This is a genomic window from Dyadobacter luteus, assembly GCF_003383615.1.
GTDB lineage: Bacteria > Bacteroidota > Bacteroidia > Cytophagales > Spirosomataceae > Dyadobacter > Dyadobacter luteus.
The window spans coordinates 39,513-55,408 of sequence record NZ_QNUL01000011.1 but is presented as its reverse complement, the minus strand read 5'-3'; the positions used below and the strand labels follow the sequence as shown (position 1 = coordinate 55,408).

Annotated in this window: 14 protein-coding genes; 7 read left to right on the top strand and 7 right to left on the bottom strand. The window is 41.2% G+C overall.

What is annotated here, in order from left to right:
* Positions 1-14: 14 nt before the first annotated feature.
* Together DSL64_RS14725 and DSL64_RS14720 are read right to left on the bottom strand one after the other, a co-directional pair.
* Positions 15-443 (bottom strand): GNAT family N-acetyltransferase, encoded by a 429-nt coding sequence (locus tag DSL64_RS14725; protein ID WP_115831679.1) that lies wholly within the window; start codon positions 441-443, stop codon positions 15-17.
* Positions 440-1,684: a bifunctional 3,4-dihydroxy-2-butanone-4-phosphate synthase/GTP cyclohydrolase II gene (locus tag DSL64_RS14720; RefSeq protein WP_115831678.1), complete on the bottom strand. Its 1,245-nt coding sequence runs from the start codon at positions 1,682-1,684 to the stop codon at positions 440-442. The genes DSL64_RS14725 and DSL64_RS14720 overlap by 4 nt, the downstream gene beginning before the upstream one ends.
* Before the next feature lie 179 nt (positions 1,685-1,863).
* On the opposite strand from DSL64_RS14720, the gene DSL64_RS14715 reads away from it, so the two are divergent.
* The 4 genes from DSL64_RS14715 (at position 1,864) to DSL64_RS14700 (ending at position 7,311) form a co-directional block, all read left to right on the top strand.
* Complete coding sequence (locus DSL64_RS14715; RefSeq protein WP_115831677.1) at positions 1,864-3,822, top strand: T9SS type B sorting domain-containing protein; 1,959 nt, start codon at positions 1,864-1,866, stop codon at positions 3,820-3,822.
* Between the two features lie 135 nt (positions 3,823-3,957).
* Positions 3,958-5,871 (top strand): T9SS type B sorting domain-containing protein, encoded by a 1,914-nt coding sequence (locus DSL64_RS14710; protein ID WP_158547926.1) that lies wholly within the window; start codon positions 3,958-3,960, stop codon positions 5,869-5,871.
* Positions 5,872-5,920: 49 nt separating this feature from the next.
* A complete protein-coding gene (locus tag DSL64_RS14705; protein WP_115831675.1) occupies positions 5,921-6,268 on the top strand; it encodes a YbaB/EbfC family nucleoid-associated protein in 348 nt (115 codons plus the stop codon).
* An 11-nt stretch (positions 6,269-6,279) separates the two neighbouring features.
* Complete coding sequence (locus DSL64_RS14700) at positions 6,280-7,311, top strand: glycosyltransferase family 2 protein (RefSeq protein ID WP_115831674.1); 1,032 nt, start codon at positions 6,280-6,282, stop codon at positions 7,309-7,311.
* Here the strand turns inward: DSL64_RS14700 and DSL64_RS14695 are convergent.
* Positions 7,292-7,513: a PspC domain-containing protein gene (locus tag DSL64_RS14695; protein ID WP_115831673.1), complete on the bottom strand. Its 222-nt coding sequence runs from the start codon at positions 7,511-7,513 to the stop codon at positions 7,292-7,294. The genes DSL64_RS14700 and DSL64_RS14695 overlap by 20 nt on opposite strands.
* 346 nt (positions 7,514-7,859) lie before the next feature.
* Here DSL64_RS14695 and DSL64_RS14690 point away from each other — a divergent pair, with 346 nt between their 5' ends.
* Positions 7,860-8,054: a cold-shock protein gene (locus tag DSL64_RS14690; RefSeq protein WP_026629450.1), complete on the top strand. Its 195-nt coding sequence runs from the start codon at positions 7,860-7,862 to the stop codon at positions 8,052-8,054.
* 73 nt (positions 8,055-8,127) lie between these two features.
* Here the strand turns inward: DSL64_RS14690 and lysS are convergent, their stop codons facing one another.
* On the bottom strand, positions 8,128-9,843 hold the full coding sequence (gene lysS / locus DSL64_RS14685; RefSeq protein ID WP_115831672.1) for a lysine--tRNA ligase: 1,716 nt from the start codon (positions 9,841-9,843) through the stop codon (positions 8,128-8,130).
* 221 nt (positions 9,844-10,064) lie between these two features.
* Here lysS and DSL64_RS14680 point away from each other — a divergent pair, with 221 nt between their 5' ends.
* A complete protein-coding gene (locus tag DSL64_RS14680) occupies positions 10,065-12,524 on the top strand; it encodes an AsmA-like C-terminal region-containing protein (protein ID WP_115831671.1) in 2,460 nt (819 codons plus the stop codon).
* A 27-nt stretch (positions 12,525-12,551) separates the two neighbouring features.
* Here the strand turns inward: DSL64_RS14680 and DSL64_RS14675 are convergent, their stop codons facing one another.
* Positions 12,552-13,262: a response regulator gene (locus DSL64_RS14675; RefSeq protein ID WP_115831670.1), complete on the bottom strand. Its 711-nt coding sequence runs from the start codon at positions 13,260-13,262 to the stop codon at positions 12,552-12,554.
* Positions 13,263-13,351: 89 nt separating this feature from the next.
* A complete protein-coding gene (locus tag DSL64_RS14670; protein ID WP_115831669.1) occupies positions 13,352-14,194 on the bottom strand; it encodes a YjiK family protein in 843 nt (280 codons plus the stop codon).
* Here DSL64_RS14670 and DSL64_RS14665 point away from each other — a divergent pair.
* On the top strand, positions 14,193-15,416 hold the full coding sequence (locus tag DSL64_RS14665) for an AI-2E family transporter (RefSeq protein ID WP_115831668.1): 1,224 nt from the start codon (positions 14,193-14,195) through the stop codon (positions 15,414-15,416). The genes DSL64_RS14670 and DSL64_RS14665 overlap by 2 nt on opposite strands.
* Here DSL64_RS14665 and DSL64_RS14660 read toward each other — a convergent pair.
* A complete protein-coding gene (locus DSL64_RS14660; protein WP_115831667.1) occupies positions 15,413-15,895 on the bottom strand; it encodes a gliding motility lipoprotein GldH in 483 nt (160 codons plus the stop codon). The two genes, DSL64_RS14665 and DSL64_RS14660, sit on opposite strands and share 4 nt — an antisense overlap.
* Position 15,896: the final 1 nt, after the last annotated feature.

Sequence of the window (15,896 nt, the reverse complement as noted above, 5' to 3'; positions counted from 1 at the left end):
GGGTCGCGTTACGATCAAAGTTTTGCTGTGAAATGTAAACTTGCTACTTCAAAGCGTTTATTTAAATAAAGACGATGTGCATCCGTACGCGACTCGCTGACGCCGGAATCCAGATGTATCTGGTCATAATTTTCTTTTCTTGCAAAATCAAAAATCCAGTCAAGCAATTTTCCGGCATACCCTTTTCCCCTGTATTCCGGTAAAGTTGAAAGGTCATCAATGTAGATGTATTTTCCACGGAAAAGGTTGTAGCCTGTTTCAAAAACAGCAATTGCTGCTGCTTCATTATTCTCTTCCGCAAAAATCATCAGGCGATTGTCTGCCAGTGTTTTTCTGATGGCGATTTCATAGGCCTCATTTGTAAGCAATGGCCGCAGTGCCTGAACGGCTCTGCGGCATTTCAAAATATCACTATCTGTTGAAGCTGTCAGAATAGGGCTCATCCGTTTGCAGGAAACGTTAAGTTGCTGAGATTATGACCCATTTTATCTCTCTTGGTAAGAAGATACTGTTCGTTATGTGGGTTGGACGGAATTTCAATGCCAACCGTATCCACTATTTCCAATCCGTAGCCGATGAGGCCGGCTCTTTTCTTAGGATTGTTCGAGATAATTTTAATCTTCGAAATTTCCAGGTCGCGAAGGATTTGCGCACCAACCCCGTAATCTCTCTCATCACTGGCGAAACCAAGTTCCAGATTCGCTTCCACAGTATCACGTCCCATTTCCTGAAGTTTATAAGCTTTCAGTTTATTCAGAAGTCCTATTCCACGGCCCTCCTGGTTCATGTATACAATCACACCTTTGCCGGCTTTGTCTACCATATCCATAGCCGCATGCAATTGAGGTCCGCAGTCGCAGCGGCAGGATCCGAAAATGTCCCCCGTCATGCAGGATGAGTGTACGCGTACAAGCACAGGCTCATCTTTTTCCCAGGTTCCTTTTACGAGTGCAAGGTGAAGGTCTCCTGTATTGATCTGGCGATATGCGATAAGGTCAAAATGTCCCCACTGAGTGGGCATATCTACGCCTATTTCTCTTTTAATTAATGATTCTTCTTTCAGTCTGTATTCAATCAAATCCTTAATGCTGACCAATTTCAGGTTGAATTTATCAGCGATTTCACGGAGCTGTGGCAAGCGTGCCATGGAACCATCTTCGTTCAGGATTTCTACTAATACACCAGCCGGAGCCAATCCGGCAAGACGCGGAAAGTCTATCGCAGCTTCGGTATGGCCTGTTCTTCTTAATACACCACCTTTTTTTGCTTTTAAAGGGAATATATGACCTGGACGTCCCAAATCCTCAGGTTTGGTTTCAGGATCTACCAGTGCCTGAATTGTTCTGGAGCGGTCGCTGGCAGATATACCTGTAGTGCAACCATGTCCAAGAAGATCAACAGAGACTGTAAATGCAGTTTCGTGCAGGGCAGTGTTGTTGCCCACCATCATTTCCAGATCAAGTTCAGCGCAACGCTCTTCTGTAATCGGAACGCAAATCAGTCCGCGTCCCTCACGAGCCATAAAATTGACGATCTCAGGGGTAATCAGTTCAGCAGCACATACAAAGTCACCTTCATTTTCCCGGTCCTCATCGTCAACCACAATAATCATTTCTCCGCGACGTATCGCTTCTATCGCTTCTTCAATTGTATCTAACACAGCAGTATCACCGTTATTGTCCATTAAATGGAGTTGATGAAAAATAGTTTTAAACAAAAACTCGTTTTAAAATTCAAAGGTACAGCCTAAATGTGGAAAAGTCCTATTTTTGAATTTGTAATGGCAAAACAAAGGATTCGTTTAATACGTTTCAGGGATGTATCTCAAATTCAACTACCAGTTTGGGGTGAAACACTATCGTTATGAAAGGAAAATTACGCTTATTGTCTTTGCTGATTCTTTACTTGCTAAGTCTGCAAGGCGTGAGCGCGCAAACTCCTTTTTGTGACAATCCCAATAAAGGTGCGTTTGTTCTGGCAGATGAAGATGTGTGTGTAGGAAAAACCCTTCAGCTTAGAAACCAGAAACATGGAGGAGAATCGATTGAATATGTTTTTAAATTCGATAAAAATCAGACAGACTTCCCTGCGACTAACCAGAGAACATTTGACTCTTCCTTTGTATACACAGAAGCAGGTCCCTACACAATATTGCAATGGGGGTCACAAGGTACAGGCTTTGTGCTTTGTAAAGATATTGTTGTAAGAGAAACTGCCGCTCCGAATGCAGAATTCACCACTTGTCGTGATGGCAGAGTGAGACTGACCATTCTTGATGATGCCATTTATCGGGCTTATGATGAGATAGAAGTGATTTGGAGCAATGGCGTTAAGAAGATAGTTAAAAAAGGAGATGCATTAATTCTGGATGAAGTTATACCGACCAATCCTTCTGCAACAATCCGCGGTCTTTACAATGGGAATAATTGCGACGCCCAGATCAAATCAAAAGTGATGTCAGGCCTTACCAATCCCCGTTCACTCGCAAGCATTAAAATCAAACGTGTGCAGATGAAAGATAATGGAACAGCGATCATCACATACGATGCTATGGAGGGTATCAAAACCGAGGTGCTCAAAGCCGAAGGTAACGGAGTATTTGAGAAAACAGGTAAAATAAGTGATGAAACGGGCGGAGAAAAAGAGGTGACGATAACTGGTCTGGATCCAAATAAAGTGTATCACTTCGGATTGGTTTCTATTGATATATGTGATAATCCTACTGAGAGTCAGGTTGTTAGTAGTCTGGTATTGAAGAAAGGAACACTTGTAATTGACGAGTCAAATAATCTGGTGTGGGATGCTTATCCGGATCCGGTGAATTTACTGCAATATCAGCTTCTGAGAGAGGAAGGGCCGACCTTTATAGAGAAAGAATCAGTATATAATGGTAGTGACAGAACGGACCATCTGGATTCGCAGTTGAAATGTGGTACGAGTTACAGGTATACACTTATTGCCAGTTTGAACGGATCAGTAAAATCCTATTCCGCTCCTATTACTCTGGAACCCACCTTTACAGCGCCAGGTGTGATCCGGCTTGCCGAAGTTTCCGTTGAAAGTGATAATCAGATCTCTACCGTTGTGAGCCTGACAGGCGTAGACGGACTTACCACACTTTCTAATCTGATTGTCGAACGAGCCGATGCTGGTAGCAATAGTTTTCAGAAAATCTCTCCTGATAATAATACAATTCTCTCTTACACAGATTCGGGAGTGAACACTGCTCAGACTTCTTATTGCTATCGTTTTAGCTGGGAAAATACCTGTAAACAAGCGTCACCTCCTAGTGATGTGATTTGTTCAGTTTTGCTGACCAATAATGTGCAGGATATGTCCTGGACTACACAATCGCCATTTACTGGTCAGGTGGAATCCTACGATCTGATCAGAATGGATGAGAGCGGAAATATAGAAGAAGAGACGTCTAAACAGCTTGATCATAAACAGGCTGTTGATTTGGATAAAGACGGTAACAGCACTTTTAAGGTAAGGGCTAAATCAGGAGGCATGGTCAGTTATTCCAATGTAATTGCCATCAGCGGGAATCTGATTGTGTGGGCACCGGATATATTTACTCCCAACGGAGATGGATACAATGATATTTTTTTAGTGAAGAGCTATTTCGCGGATGAATTCCGGTTATTGATCTATAATCGGTGGGGTGAAGTAGTATTCAAGTCCGATAATACAATTGATGGCTGGAATGGGTCAGTAGATGGAAAACCCTCTGCACCTGGTTATTATACCTATAAGATTGAGGGTAATAATATAAAAAGCGGCTCATTTTCCAAGTCTGGCAGCTTCCTGTTAGTCAGATAGATCCCCTTGTGTAACCATTTAATGGTTTTGGCTGCTAATTGAAAGATAATCAATGATAATCCTGTAAATTTGCAACTCCTTTTCACAGCTTCCGGATCAATGTATCTAAATCAGAATCCGGATTAAATGAGAATTATGAAACTGAAAACACACTTACTACTTCTGATTGGATTTTTATTGCTTCTTTCAAATGTATCACATGGGCAAGGGCTCTGTTACAGAGGTGGAGGAGGATTTACATTAGATAAAAATGAAGGATGTGCCCCTTTGACGGTAACTTGGGAAAGCACTGTTCCAAATCCTGTGCTAGTTGGATATAATATTAGTTATGATGGGAGATCTCTTAATCCTTCCACACAAAATATCTCATCATTCAGATATGTGAATCCAGGAGAGTTCACCATATTGCAACAAGGTGCTTCAAGTAATGGAGCATTCTTTCACTGTGAGAAAGTTACTGTTTCAGAAAGCAGAGGTGTAAATCATTTGTTGACTGCATGTGGGGCGGGAAAGGTAAATTTGTTGCTTACGCAGGATGTTATTCTTAACGCATATGAAAGAGTAGAAATTAACTGGGGAGATGGTTCTGCTCCAGAGTATTGGATAAAAGGAGACAATCTTAACAGAGAGCATACATACACCAATACGACTACACGACCGATCATAAAGGTTAGAGGGCTTTACAATGAGTCGGCAGTGTGTAAAGAAGGTGTAACACTTGAGTTACCGGTAATATTCCAGCAGACAGAGCTTACAGGCATACAAATCTCAACCCTTGATATGTCTTCCGGGGGAAGTTTATCTTTCACTTATAAAGGTATTGATGCAATCAGGACACAAGTACAATATAGTGTTGATGGTGGAGCCAACTTTAATAATGGAGAAAGTTGGTCTTTGGGTGGAATTAACACATTTTCTATCAGGTCGCTAAGTAAAGACAAGCCTTATACTGTGAGATTGCTGTCGATGGACAATTGCGGAGAAAGTCTTCCATCAAAGGAAATAACAACTATGGCTATCAAAGCTGAGTCAAGTGGTGGGACGGTGAAATTATCCTGGAATAAATATCCTGTAGCAGCTGATTTTAGAAATTACGAGTTGTATAGGAATGGTAATTTGATCGAAACATTCGGAGATATTGACGAAGTATCCTTTACAGACACGGACGTTGATTGTGGGGATTTTGAGGTATATTCAGTGAAGGCGATTTTGGTAGGGGCATCCTCTCAATCTGCAGAGGAAGCAATCAGAGTAAATAATAGTGGTAGTTTAGGTTTGGAAAAGGCGTCTGTTAGTGTAAGTGGGAACGGAGTGCTGATAATGGCAGAAGCGTCGGGGAAATCCTACGATCTCACGATAGAAAGAGCAGAAAGTAAAGATGGTCTTTTCAGAAGAATTATGATCCTTAATTCTCAAAATGAATATCTGGATAACAATAATATTCAACCGTCCGAAAAGTCATATTGTTATAAGTTAAGTTATTCATCCTGTGGGCAACAATATCCTGCTACTCCTCCATTGTGTACAATTTTACTTGAAAAAAAGCACTCTACATTTACCTGGTCTGACCACTTGCCTTTTCTGGTTCCTATTGAGTCGTATACTATGCTCCAAACCGGTAGCAGTGGTAGTGCGCAAGAGGTAGCCGTAGATCAGAATCCTTATACTCCCAAACTGAATTCAGACAGCGATCCTGAATATACCTTTCAGATTAAAGCAGTATCTGATGATGGTAAGTTAGAAAGTCTTTCCAATGCAATTACTTTCAAAAGAAGTGCTGATGTTTTTTTTCCTACTGCTTTTTCACCAAATGGTGATTTCAAAAATGATGATATAAAACCTATTGCTACTGAGTTGGCATCCTATAATTTTACAATTTATAATCGTTGGGGATGTGTAGTTTTTCACACAGATAATCAAGCTTTGGGGTGGGATGGAATGGTGAAAAACCAACTTGCAGAACTTGGCTGGTACTTGTATAAAGTTAGTTTCGTAGATGATCTCAACCAGAAAGTTGAAAAAAGAGGTACTTTTATGCTCCTCAGATAGAACTAATCAGTTGTATTGAGGATTATATAAAATAAAAATTGATATAGATATGTTTGGAAATATGGCCGATATGATGGGCCTGATGGGTAAAATGAAAGACCTTCAGTCTCGTATGAAAGAAGCTCAGGAATCTTTATCTGGAATTGTGGAAACGGCGGAGTCTGGTGGTGGTATGGTGCGTGCTACAGTGAATGGCCAGAAAAATCTGATCGGGCTTGATATTGATAAGGAGCTGATTAATCCTGATGATAAAGAAATGTTACAGGATCTTATTGTTGCCGCAGTAAATAAAGCCTATGAAAGGATAGAGCCTAAGATTAAAGAACATCTTCAAAAGGCTACAGATGGAGTTCTTCCCAACATACCAGGGCTGGATCTGGGCGGACTAATGAAATAATCTGAGTTTGCATGACCCCTCCCAGTGTTGCAATTGTAATTCTGAATTTTAACGGCCAACATTATCTGGAGCAATTTTTGCCCGGAGTTATTTCGCATTCCGATGGTCATGATGTTTGGGTGGCGGATAATGCATCCACTGATCACTCCATGGAGTGGTTGTCAGCCAATTATCCTTTCGTAAAAACACTTTTGATACCAGAAAATAAGGGTTATGCGGGAGGATATAATGAAGCTTTACGGCAGATCAAGTCCGATTACTACATACTTCTCAATTCTGATATAGAAGTTACAGAAAACTGGATTGCTCCCGTAATCTCCTTTATGGAGTCGGATGAAAAAATTGCAGCCTGTCAGCCCAAAATACTTGCGTATGATCTAAGAACGCACTTTGAGTATGCGGGTGCTGCAGGAGGCTACATGGATTATCTGGGTTATCCATTTTGCCGCGGGCGAATTTTTGATACCCGTGAAAAAGATGAAGGACAATACGACGATGAAAAAGATGTTTTCTGGGCAACGGGAGCATGCTTATTTGTGAGAGCAGATGCTTTTCATAAAGCGAATGGCTTTGACCAGCGCTTCTTCGCTCACATGGAAGAAATTGATTTATGCTGGAGGTTGCTGAATATGGGTTACCGTATCACCTATTCAGGAAAGTCATCAGTTTACCATGTGGGTGGTGGTACTCTGCATAAATCCAATCCTAGAAAAACCTTCTTGAACTACAGAAATAACCTGGTAATGCTTTTCAAAAATCTTCCGAAAGGCAGGCGATGGAAAACTATTTTCTTCAGACTTGTTCTGGATGGAATTTCAAGCGTGAGGTTTATAGCAAGCGGAGCCCTTCCTGACGTATTGGCAATTATCAGGGCACATTTTGCTTTTTATGCTATGATTCCTTCACTGACAAAAGGGCAAAAACGTGTTACGTACAGAGCGCCTTTGTATTACAGAAGTGTGGTGTGGGAATATTTTGTTTTAGGGAAGCACCGTTTTTATCAGCTTACGGGTATTCCTCAACCTAAAACTCCCAAATCGTAGGACTGTTTCTTCTTCTCAAATGCTGGCGGAGTTCGAGCCAGAAAGCCATAATGAGGTAGAGAATTATGGGTGACCCGAAGGTCATAAAAGTGGCATAAATGAAGTATAAACGGATACTACTGGCAGGGAAATTGAGCTTTTCTCCCAACTTCGCACATACGCCAAATATCTGATCCTCTACGAAATACCGAAGTCTGTTCATGTCCTCTTTTCTAATAATCGCCTCATAATTAGCAATTTTCGGTAGTATTTACAAGCATTGTAGTAAATTTTAACATTGGGCAGTCTTCGCTGTAAATTACCGTTAAGTCTTAAATTCTCAAATTATTGCGCTAAATAAATTGTTTTACACACAATTTTTGTTTCTTTGTGATTAAGGAATTTGTAAGTGGTTCATTATTATCAAGATGTGTTGGTGCGATTTGCCAAAATTTCTTTTGTAAATCAGCCAAGCTTCATTCAATTGTTTGGATACGCAATATCTCAGTAAATTGGATCGGTTACATTCCGATGTATTTTCACCTTATTTAATTTTTATTTACAACATTATGCCAACAGGTACTGTAAAATTTTTCAATGAAGCTAAGGGATATGGCTTCATCGTTGAAGACGACACAAACAGAGACATTTTTGTCCATGTGACAGGATTGGGAGGGCTTACAATTCGTGAAAATGACCAGGTAGAATACGAGGTCGTTGAAGGAAAAAAAGGCTTAAACGCTGTACAGGTAAAAAAGATATAATTATATTTTTTTTGCAGAAACTAAAAATGCCGGATCTTACGATCCGGCATTTTTAGTTTCTATTCTTTTCGATTTACTCCACCCAACTTTTGATATCGTCGAGCTGAGGAAGTTTGTCTTCAATTTTTAGCTTCTTACGCAATCCACCCAAATCGTTGAATATTTTGTTAGGACTCGCCGCTTTAAGTTGCTCAATGGTAAGAATATTCATTTTTTGCAAAGCAGGAATCCATACTGCCGGTACACCAGCTGTTACGTAATCTGCTTCTTTTGCCATTTCCTGCTTCTTTTCGGGGCGCATCTGAGGGAAGAAAATGACTTCCTGAATGCTGGAGTTATTGGTAAGAAGCATGGTTAGTCTGTCAATCCCGATCCCGATTCCCGATGTAGGTGGCATTCCATATTCCAGGGATCTTATGAAATCATCATCCATTTCCATGGCCTCGTCATCCCCACGTTCTTTCAATTTCAGCTGATCTTCAAAGCGCTCCTTCTGCTCGATCGGATCGTTCAACTCGGAATAAGCATTTGCAATTTCTTTACCATTTACGAAAAGCTCAAAACGCTCTACCATGCCTGGTTTGCTTCTGTGCTTTTTAGTAAGCGGCGACATTTCCACCGGGTGATCAGTAATGAATGTTGGCTGGATAATGTGGTGTTCTACTTTTTCTCCGAAAATTTCGTCGATCAGTTTTCCTTTACCCATGCTATCGTTAACTTCCATACCCCATTCGCGGCATTTTTCGCGAATAGAAACCTCGTCCAGCGCATCTACGTTCAATCCGGTATATTGGAGAATAGCATCTGTAATGCTTAGTCGCTTATAAGGGCCTGCAAAGTCAAGTTCAGTATCCCCGAATTTGGCTTTTGTGGTGCCATTAACCGCGATAGCGATTTTTTCAAGCATTTCTTCAGTCATACGCATCATCCACAGGTAGTCTTTGTAAGCTACATAAAGCTCCACCAAAGTGAATTCAGGATTGTGCGTACGATCCATTCCTTCGTTACGGAAGTTTTTTCCAATCTCATATACGCCCTCAAAACCACCAACTATAAGGCGTTTAAGATGCAATTCGGTGGCAATCCGTAAATAAAGATCTATATCAAGCGAATTATGATGCGTTTCAAATGGACGCGCTGCAGCACCGCCGTGAACAGATTGCAATGTTGGCGTCTCAACTTCAAGCCATCCTTTTGAATCATAAAATGAGCGCATGGTAGTAATGATCCTGGCACGTTTAACAAAAATGTCACGCACTTCAGGATTTACAATCAGATCGACATAACGCTGACGGTAACGAAGTTCAGGATCCGTGAACCCGTCATAGACATTACCCTGTTCGTCGCGTTTCACAACCGGAAGCGGACGTAATGATTTATTCAGGATTTTAAATTCCTGCACATGCACCGATATTTCACCTGTCTGTGTCGTGAACACAAAACCAGTGATACCGATAATGTCGCCTATATCTAATAACTTCTTGAATACAGTGTTGTAAAGCGTTTTGTCATCACCGGGGCACAGGTCATCACGACGGAAGTATAGTTGTATCCGTCCGGTGCTGTCCTGCATTTCGGCAAATGCCGCACTACCCATAATACGGAAGCCCATCAAGCGGCCCGCCATGGTCACATGTTTGTAATCAATCTTATTGTTTTCGTAGTTTTTATTGATGTCGGCAGCATACGTATTTACCGTAAATTCTTCCGTTGGATAGGGTTCAATGCCCATGCGCATCAACTCGTCGCGCTTCTGCCTGCGTAAAATTTCCTGTTCGCTTAGTAGCATTTTTGTTTGCAGTATTGGTGATTATCAGCTTCTGTTATACAAAAGAGTGAACAAAACTAGCATTTTTTGACGTGAATAGCGAAATTGACGGAGGTAACATCGTAGGGCAATTGTGTGAAGGAGTATTATGTGGCACGTTATTAGTAAACGTGACAAGTGGCTGCACTACATGAGACGTTTTTTTGTTACCCTAATTCCGGATTATCACATCTTCCTTTTTCATGCTTGCTAAATTTTTAAAAATTACGGGAATTGTCGCCCTTTTTGGCCTGCTGCTTTTTGGCGCTGTGGAAATTTGGCTGGACAGAAATAAGGAAAAGCTTTTTCGTAAAATACAGGAAGCTGTGAACGAAAAGTTGAACGGCAATCTTGAAATTGGCGACTTTAAATTCAGGCCTTTTACAGGTGGCTTCGGATTGAATTTTACACTTGCTAATGTAAAACTGACAGACAGCCTTTATCAACAGCACAAAACTGCTTTTCTGGATCTGGAGCTATTGCATGCAACACTTGATCTCAACGGCTTGTATCGGGGCGATTTTAAGATTAAAAATCTTGTCTTGCAAAACGGTAGCCTGAACATCTTTGTGAGAAAGGACGGGTATTCAAATCTTACCATCTTTAAATCTGAGGGAGAAAAAGAAGACTCGCAAAAAGCATCTGAACCAAATGACCTGATTACAAAACTGAGTAATCTGCGCTTTATCAATTTTGCGGTAAGTTTTGCTGATTCAGTCACAGGTAAAAATTACGGAGGCTTATTTCATGATGCCACAAACCGAATCACCCTGACGGATTCGGCAACCAATGCGAATTTTGACGGATCTGTTTTTTTCAGAGGATTAACTTTCAAGCCTGAGAAAGGTGCTTTTCTGGAGAACCAGGAAACAAACATGCATCTTTTACTTTCTTTCGATGATGAAAGGAAAAGAATCACAGTCTATCCTTCAGTTATGGAAACAAGTACGAAGGACAATGTAAACATCAGCGGTGTATTTAATTTTAAGGATACACTGAATCCGTTTCATCTCAATTTTCAGGCAAAGCGTATTGCTGTTGACCATGCTTTGCCTTTGTTACCACAGGTGATCAGAGCACAGATTGACTCTATAGGTGTTAAATCACTCGTAGATACAGATGTACAGCTGCTGGGCAGGGGGAAGGGTAGAAAACCCAAAGTAAATCTCAGGTTTGAGACGCAGCCATTTAACTATGAATTGCCGGTTGGAACTTTAAATAAAGTGGTAGCTGAAGGGTATTATACCAATCAGGCAGATTCGTTGAGAGAACCGGAACCTGCGAATGCCAGACTTACAACATCCGATATTAAAGGACTTTTCGGAAAGATTCCGTTTAAATTAAAACTGATTGTTAATGATTTTAAAGATCCTCAGGCAAAGCTTGACGGATATCTGAGTGCCGACGCGTCGCAAATGGATCAGTTACTGGATCCCGCCAGATATCGTTTTCTGAAAGGGAAGGCGTATATAGACTTTCACTTTGACGGAAGTCTTAAAAGGTTTTATGACCTGAAAAAGGATAAATTTAACGGGAAATTATGGGGTAAAGCTTCATTCAGGGATGTGGCTATGGATTATCTGCCACGCCAGGTACATCTTACAAAACTGCGTGGAGATTTCGCTTTCAATGAAAAAGCGTTGGTTTTTCAGAATCTGAATTTCTCTGACGGACCAAATATGCTTTACCTGAACGGGCGCGTGATGGATTTTGTCCCGTACCTGTTTGGATCGCCCAAGTCGCTCAGAGCATTAGTCAATATCAATATCCCTGTTTGGAAGCTCAACTGGCTGGAAACACTTTTTGCTGCACGTGAGAAAACGGTGAAGAGAAAGGATAAATTGAAATTATCTCAATTGTTAGATGAAGCCATTGATAATATAGAAATTACTGCCAAATTAAGTTCTGACAAAGTAACGTATCGGCGCTTTACGGCTTCCCAGGTGAAAGGGAAGTTTACAGCAAAGGATAATGGAATGGCGCTGGACTATTTTGTGATGAGAGCTTTTAAAGGTGCACGTGTTCGTATTTCAGGAGAGATGGGCAATAACGGTTCGGGAGCTATGCCGCACCTGGCTATAAGAGGGAAAATTGATAATGCCGATGTTCAAAGCGTGTTTGAATCATTCGATAACTTCGGACAAAAGACGTTAACAGACCAGAATCTGAAAGGTAGATTAAGCACAGATTTTAACTTTGAGAGTAGCCTCAACAACAATGTGCGGCTTATGCCTGCCACAATGAAGGGGCTTTTACATATCAATCTGACAAACGGACATATCAATAATTTTGAGCCCTTCCTGAAAATGAAAAAGCTGGTTTTCAAAAACCGGAATTTCGAAAGTGTCCAATTTGCGCCTATTACAAATAACTTCCATTTGCGGGGACAGGAAATTGAAATAGAACCGATGGAGATAGAGTCTAATGTCATGACTCTTTTCGTTGACGGTGTATACAGCTTTGGCAAAAAGACAGACATCAATATTGCCATTCCGCTGAGTAATCTTAAAAAACGGGATTCAACTTATGTGCTGAATCCGAATAATCCGGAGAGAAAGGAAGGTTCTAAAATTTTCCTGAAAGCATTGGATGAAAACGGAGAAGTGAACATCAAGCTCGCGTTTCGTAAAAAGGAAAGGAAAAAAAGAAGGAAAGACGATTAAGTCCTTCCTTCATGATATTTTCGCGAATTAAGCTACTTCGTTACTGAACATATAGCCAACGCCTTTTAAAGTCTTGATGTACTGGTCACCCAGCTTCTCCCGAAGCTTGCGAATGTGTACATCCACTGTCCGTTCAAGTACATATATGTCGGCCCCCCAGATTTTCTGCAACAGTTCGTCACGATTGAAAACCTTATTAGGAGTCTGAGCAAGGAAAAACAAAAGCTCAAATTCTTTTTTAGGTAAAACGGTCGACTTTCCGCCTTGCTGGGTAACCGTGTAATTTTTACGGTTGATGCTCAGGTCGAGTATGTCTATCTGATCCCCCGAATCTGCTTTTTGAGCTTCTCTGCGGAACAACGCATTGATCCTGCTCATCAGCGCACGAGGCTTGATAGGCTTCGTGATATAGTCGTCGGCACCTACCTCAAAGGCAGCCACCTCCGAATATTCTTCCGAACGTGCCGTCAGGAAAAGGATGTATGTATTTTTCAGATCCGGATTCTGGCGCAGCATCCGGCCAGTTTCGATGCCATCCAACTGAGGCATCATGATGTCGAGTAAAATGAGGTCCGGGACGAATGTCTTTGCAATTTCAATAGCCTTTTTCCCATTGGATGCTGTAAGAACATTATAACCTTCTTTAATCAGGTTGTATTCAAGAAGCTCTACAATGTCATTGTCGTCGTCCACTACTAATACCTTAGGGGCAGTATTAAGCGTTTTTGCAGTGCTCATTTTTATTTGTGTTGTTAAATCGGATTCGAAATTAACAGATGTGATTTTGACATTATATGTTTTGTATATTTATTAACATAAACATAATATCACCGGCGGGTAACCCGGAATATTTGTCCTTGCTCATTGGTTATCAACATATCCTTGTTATTAAGAAACAAAATTGCCTCTACCTGCTTCTTTACTATTTTAAAACAACCCACTGGTCGTTTAAAGTTAATCATTCCATTGTCAACAGCAAATAGCAAAATTTTCCCGTAAGTCAGCAGGACGAAAGTCTTCCCATCAGGACTAATATCGGCCGAGGTTACCTGGCTGTTTATTTCGATACTGTCAGAGGTATTTAGTGTGTAGTTCCCTGGTTGATCCGACATTTGGTATAAAAATACCTTGTTATGGCTTTTACTACGGTTTTTAGAGAAAAGGTATAGATGATTTCCGGAATGAAAAAACGCTTCACAGTCGTAATTCATTTCATTTTCCGGAGGAGGAAAAGCTGTCTGGTTTTGATATCGAAACGTAATTCTTGCAGGGTTACCACCTGTATCGGAGACTTTGTAAATATTCAGATCCTGTCTTTTGTTACCATTATTACCGAAGTCGCCTATGTACAGATTCCCGTTATGGTCTTCGGCAAGGTCTTCCCAGTCGGTATTTTTTGCGTTTGCAACCTGTCTGGTAGAAAGTAATTTACCTTTTTCGTCTATTTCATAAAGCTCAGGTTTGCCGCCACTGTCGTTATGCGTCCAGTAGGTGCCTGCTTTTGTACCATTTGCCAAACCGGAACTTTCATCCGCAACAGAAGGAAGCTTACCTATTTTGCTAATTTTGTAGTCAGACCGCACTTTGTCGAATCCGTTTTCTTTATGGTCAGAACTGCACGAGCAAAGTACCGTTTTCACAGCAAACCACAGATACATTAATTTATTCATGAATCCTTCTTCTAATTCGGTTCAGGGCAAAGATAGACAAACCCCTTTTTACCTGAAACTTGCATGTGCTCTTGTATCACTTATTGCCATCGTATATATTCTTTATGTATTAAGGGAAACTATTATTCCGCTGGCATTTTCAGTTTTACTTTCGATTCTTTTACATCCGCTGTGTGCATTTTTGGAAAGGTTTAGGGTTCCCAGGATAGGAGCGATTCTGTTGAGTATTCTGGCTTTTTCAATTGGTATTGTGGTGTTGGTGTATGTGGTAACCTTGCAGATCGGCAGTTTCGCCGAAGAGCTCCCACGGATCACCGAAAAAACGGAAGTACTCATGGAGCAGACACTTACTATGGGCGAAAAATACCTGAATCTCAGCAGAACGCAGCAGGTGAGCGAGGCAAAAAAATATCTGATCAACGGATTGAGCGAAGGAAGGGCATTTTTGTTGAATACGCTGGTTACGACCACGGGAGCCATTTCGACTTTTATATTAATTCCTCTGTATATATTTTTTTTCCTGCTGTACCGCGATTTCTTCCGGCGGTTTGTCCACAAGGCAATCCGTAGTGTACCAAAAGAGGAATTGAATATTTTACTCAAAAAGATTTATGAGGTCATTCAAAGTTACCTTTCAGGTCTGTTTCTGGTCATTCTGATTGTAGGGGTACTGAACAGTATAGGGCTGCTGTTGCTAGGCATTCCCCATGCCATATTTTTTGGTTTTCTGGCCGGTTTTCTGATCTTGATCCCCTATATCGGCATTCTTATTGGCTCGGTTCTTCCGGCGGTGCTGGCTATTGTGACAATGGATTCGATATGGTATTCTGTGGGTGTTATTAGTGTGATGAGCTTTGTACAATTTCTGGAAGGCAATTTCATTACTCCCAACATTGTAGGCTCCAAGGTGAGTGTGAACCCCCTGGCTGCCATTGTAGCGCTGTTTCTGGGTGGCCAGCTGTGGGGTTTGTCAGGGCTTATTCTGGCTCTACCTGTCACTGCCATACTGAAAGTATTGTTTGATGCGATTCCGGTATTAGAACCTTACGGATTTCTGTTGGGTGAACCGGTACATGAAGTGGCTGAGGAAAAGAAAGAAGAACAGCGTGAATTACAGCAAAGTGCTGTACCGAAAAAGCCGTATAGAAAATACAGGAAAAAGAAAAAACCAGCCACTGGTAATGAGGCTGGCTCTTCAAATCCACTAAAGAATGTGGATTAAGGTTCGTTTTTCACTTTTTCCACAGCGATACCCACACTCAATATGTGAGGTAAGGGATTCTGACGCATAGATTGGGAAAGCTTGAAGGTATACACTCCTGATTTTGGAAATGAGTAATCTTTGGCGATAGGAACTTTGTGATCAAAGAGGTCACCAAGTCCTTTTCCATAGGGCTTTCCGGTAATTTCGTTGGATACAAAAAGCTCTTCCAATGTATTCGAGATCAATGCCCCGTCTGGCCCGTTTACCTGCCTTGTCAGGTACAAATTATAATACGGGTACTGGAGCGCATTGCGGAATACGTAATACACATTATAACGGCTCACCGTATCTTCAATACTAACCTTAAATTCAGGTTTATTTTTAATATACCATAAGCCGTCCTTGATGTCCTCATGCGCTTTATAAACCACACTGTCATCGCATGACCAGAGTATGGCCAAAAGGCTTAAAGCCAATATTGATCTGAAAAAACGCATC

Bases quoted from the DNA above. Each gene is read 5' to 3' on its own strand.
- DSL64_RS14725 (WP_115831679.1), bottom strand. From the start codon at position 443: ATGAGCCCTATTCTGACAGCTTCAACAGATAGTGATATTTTGAAATGC.
- DSL64_RS14720 (WP_115831678.1), bottom strand. From the start codon at position 1,684: ATGGACAATAACGGTGATACTGCTGTGTTAGATACAATTGAAGAAGCG.
- DSL64_RS14715 (WP_115831677.1), top strand. From the start codon at position 1,864: ATGAAAGGAAAATTACGCTTATTGTCTTTGCTGATTCTTTACTTGCTA.
- DSL64_RS14710 (WP_158547926.1), top strand. From the start codon at position 3,958: ATGAAACTGAAAACACACTTACTACTTCTGATTGGATTTTTATTGCTT.
- DSL64_RS14705 (WP_115831675.1), top strand. From the start codon at position 5,921: ATGTTTGGAAATATGGCCGATATGATGGGCCTGATGGGTAAAATGAAA.
- DSL64_RS14700 (WP_115831674.1), top strand. From the start codon at position 6,280: ATGACCCCTCCCAGTGTTGCAATTGTAATTCTGAATTTTAACGGCCAA.
- DSL64_RS14695 (WP_115831673.1), bottom strand. From the start codon at position 7,513: ATGAACAGACTTCGGTATTTCGTAGAGGATCAGATATTTGGCGTATGT.
- DSL64_RS14690 (WP_026629450.1), top strand. From the start codon at position 7,860: ATGCCAACAGGTACTGTAAAATTTTTCAATGAAGCTAAGGGATATGGC.
- lysS (WP_115831672.1), bottom strand. From the start codon at position 9,843: ATGCTACTAAGCGAACAGGAAATTTTACGCAGGCAGAAGCGCGACGAG.
- DSL64_RS14680 (WP_115831671.1), top strand. From the start codon at position 10,065: ATGCTTGCTAAATTTTTAAAAATTACGGGAATTGTCGCCCTTTTTGGC.
- DSL64_RS14675 (WP_115831670.1), bottom strand. From the start codon at position 13,262: ATGAGCACTGCAAAAACGCTTAATACTGCCCCTAAGGTATTAGTAGTG.
- DSL64_RS14665 (WP_115831668.1), top strand. From the start codon at position 14,193: ATGAATCCTTCTTCTAATTCGGTTCAGGGCAAAGATAGACAAACCCCT.
- DSL64_RS14670 (WP_115831669.1), bottom strand. From the start codon at position 14,194: ATGAATAAATTAATGTATCTGTGGTTTGCTGTGAAAACGGTACTTTGC.
- DSL64_RS14660 (WP_115831667.1), bottom strand. From the start codon at position 15,895: ATGCGTTTTTTCAGATCAATATTGGCTTTAAGCCTTTTGGCCATACTC.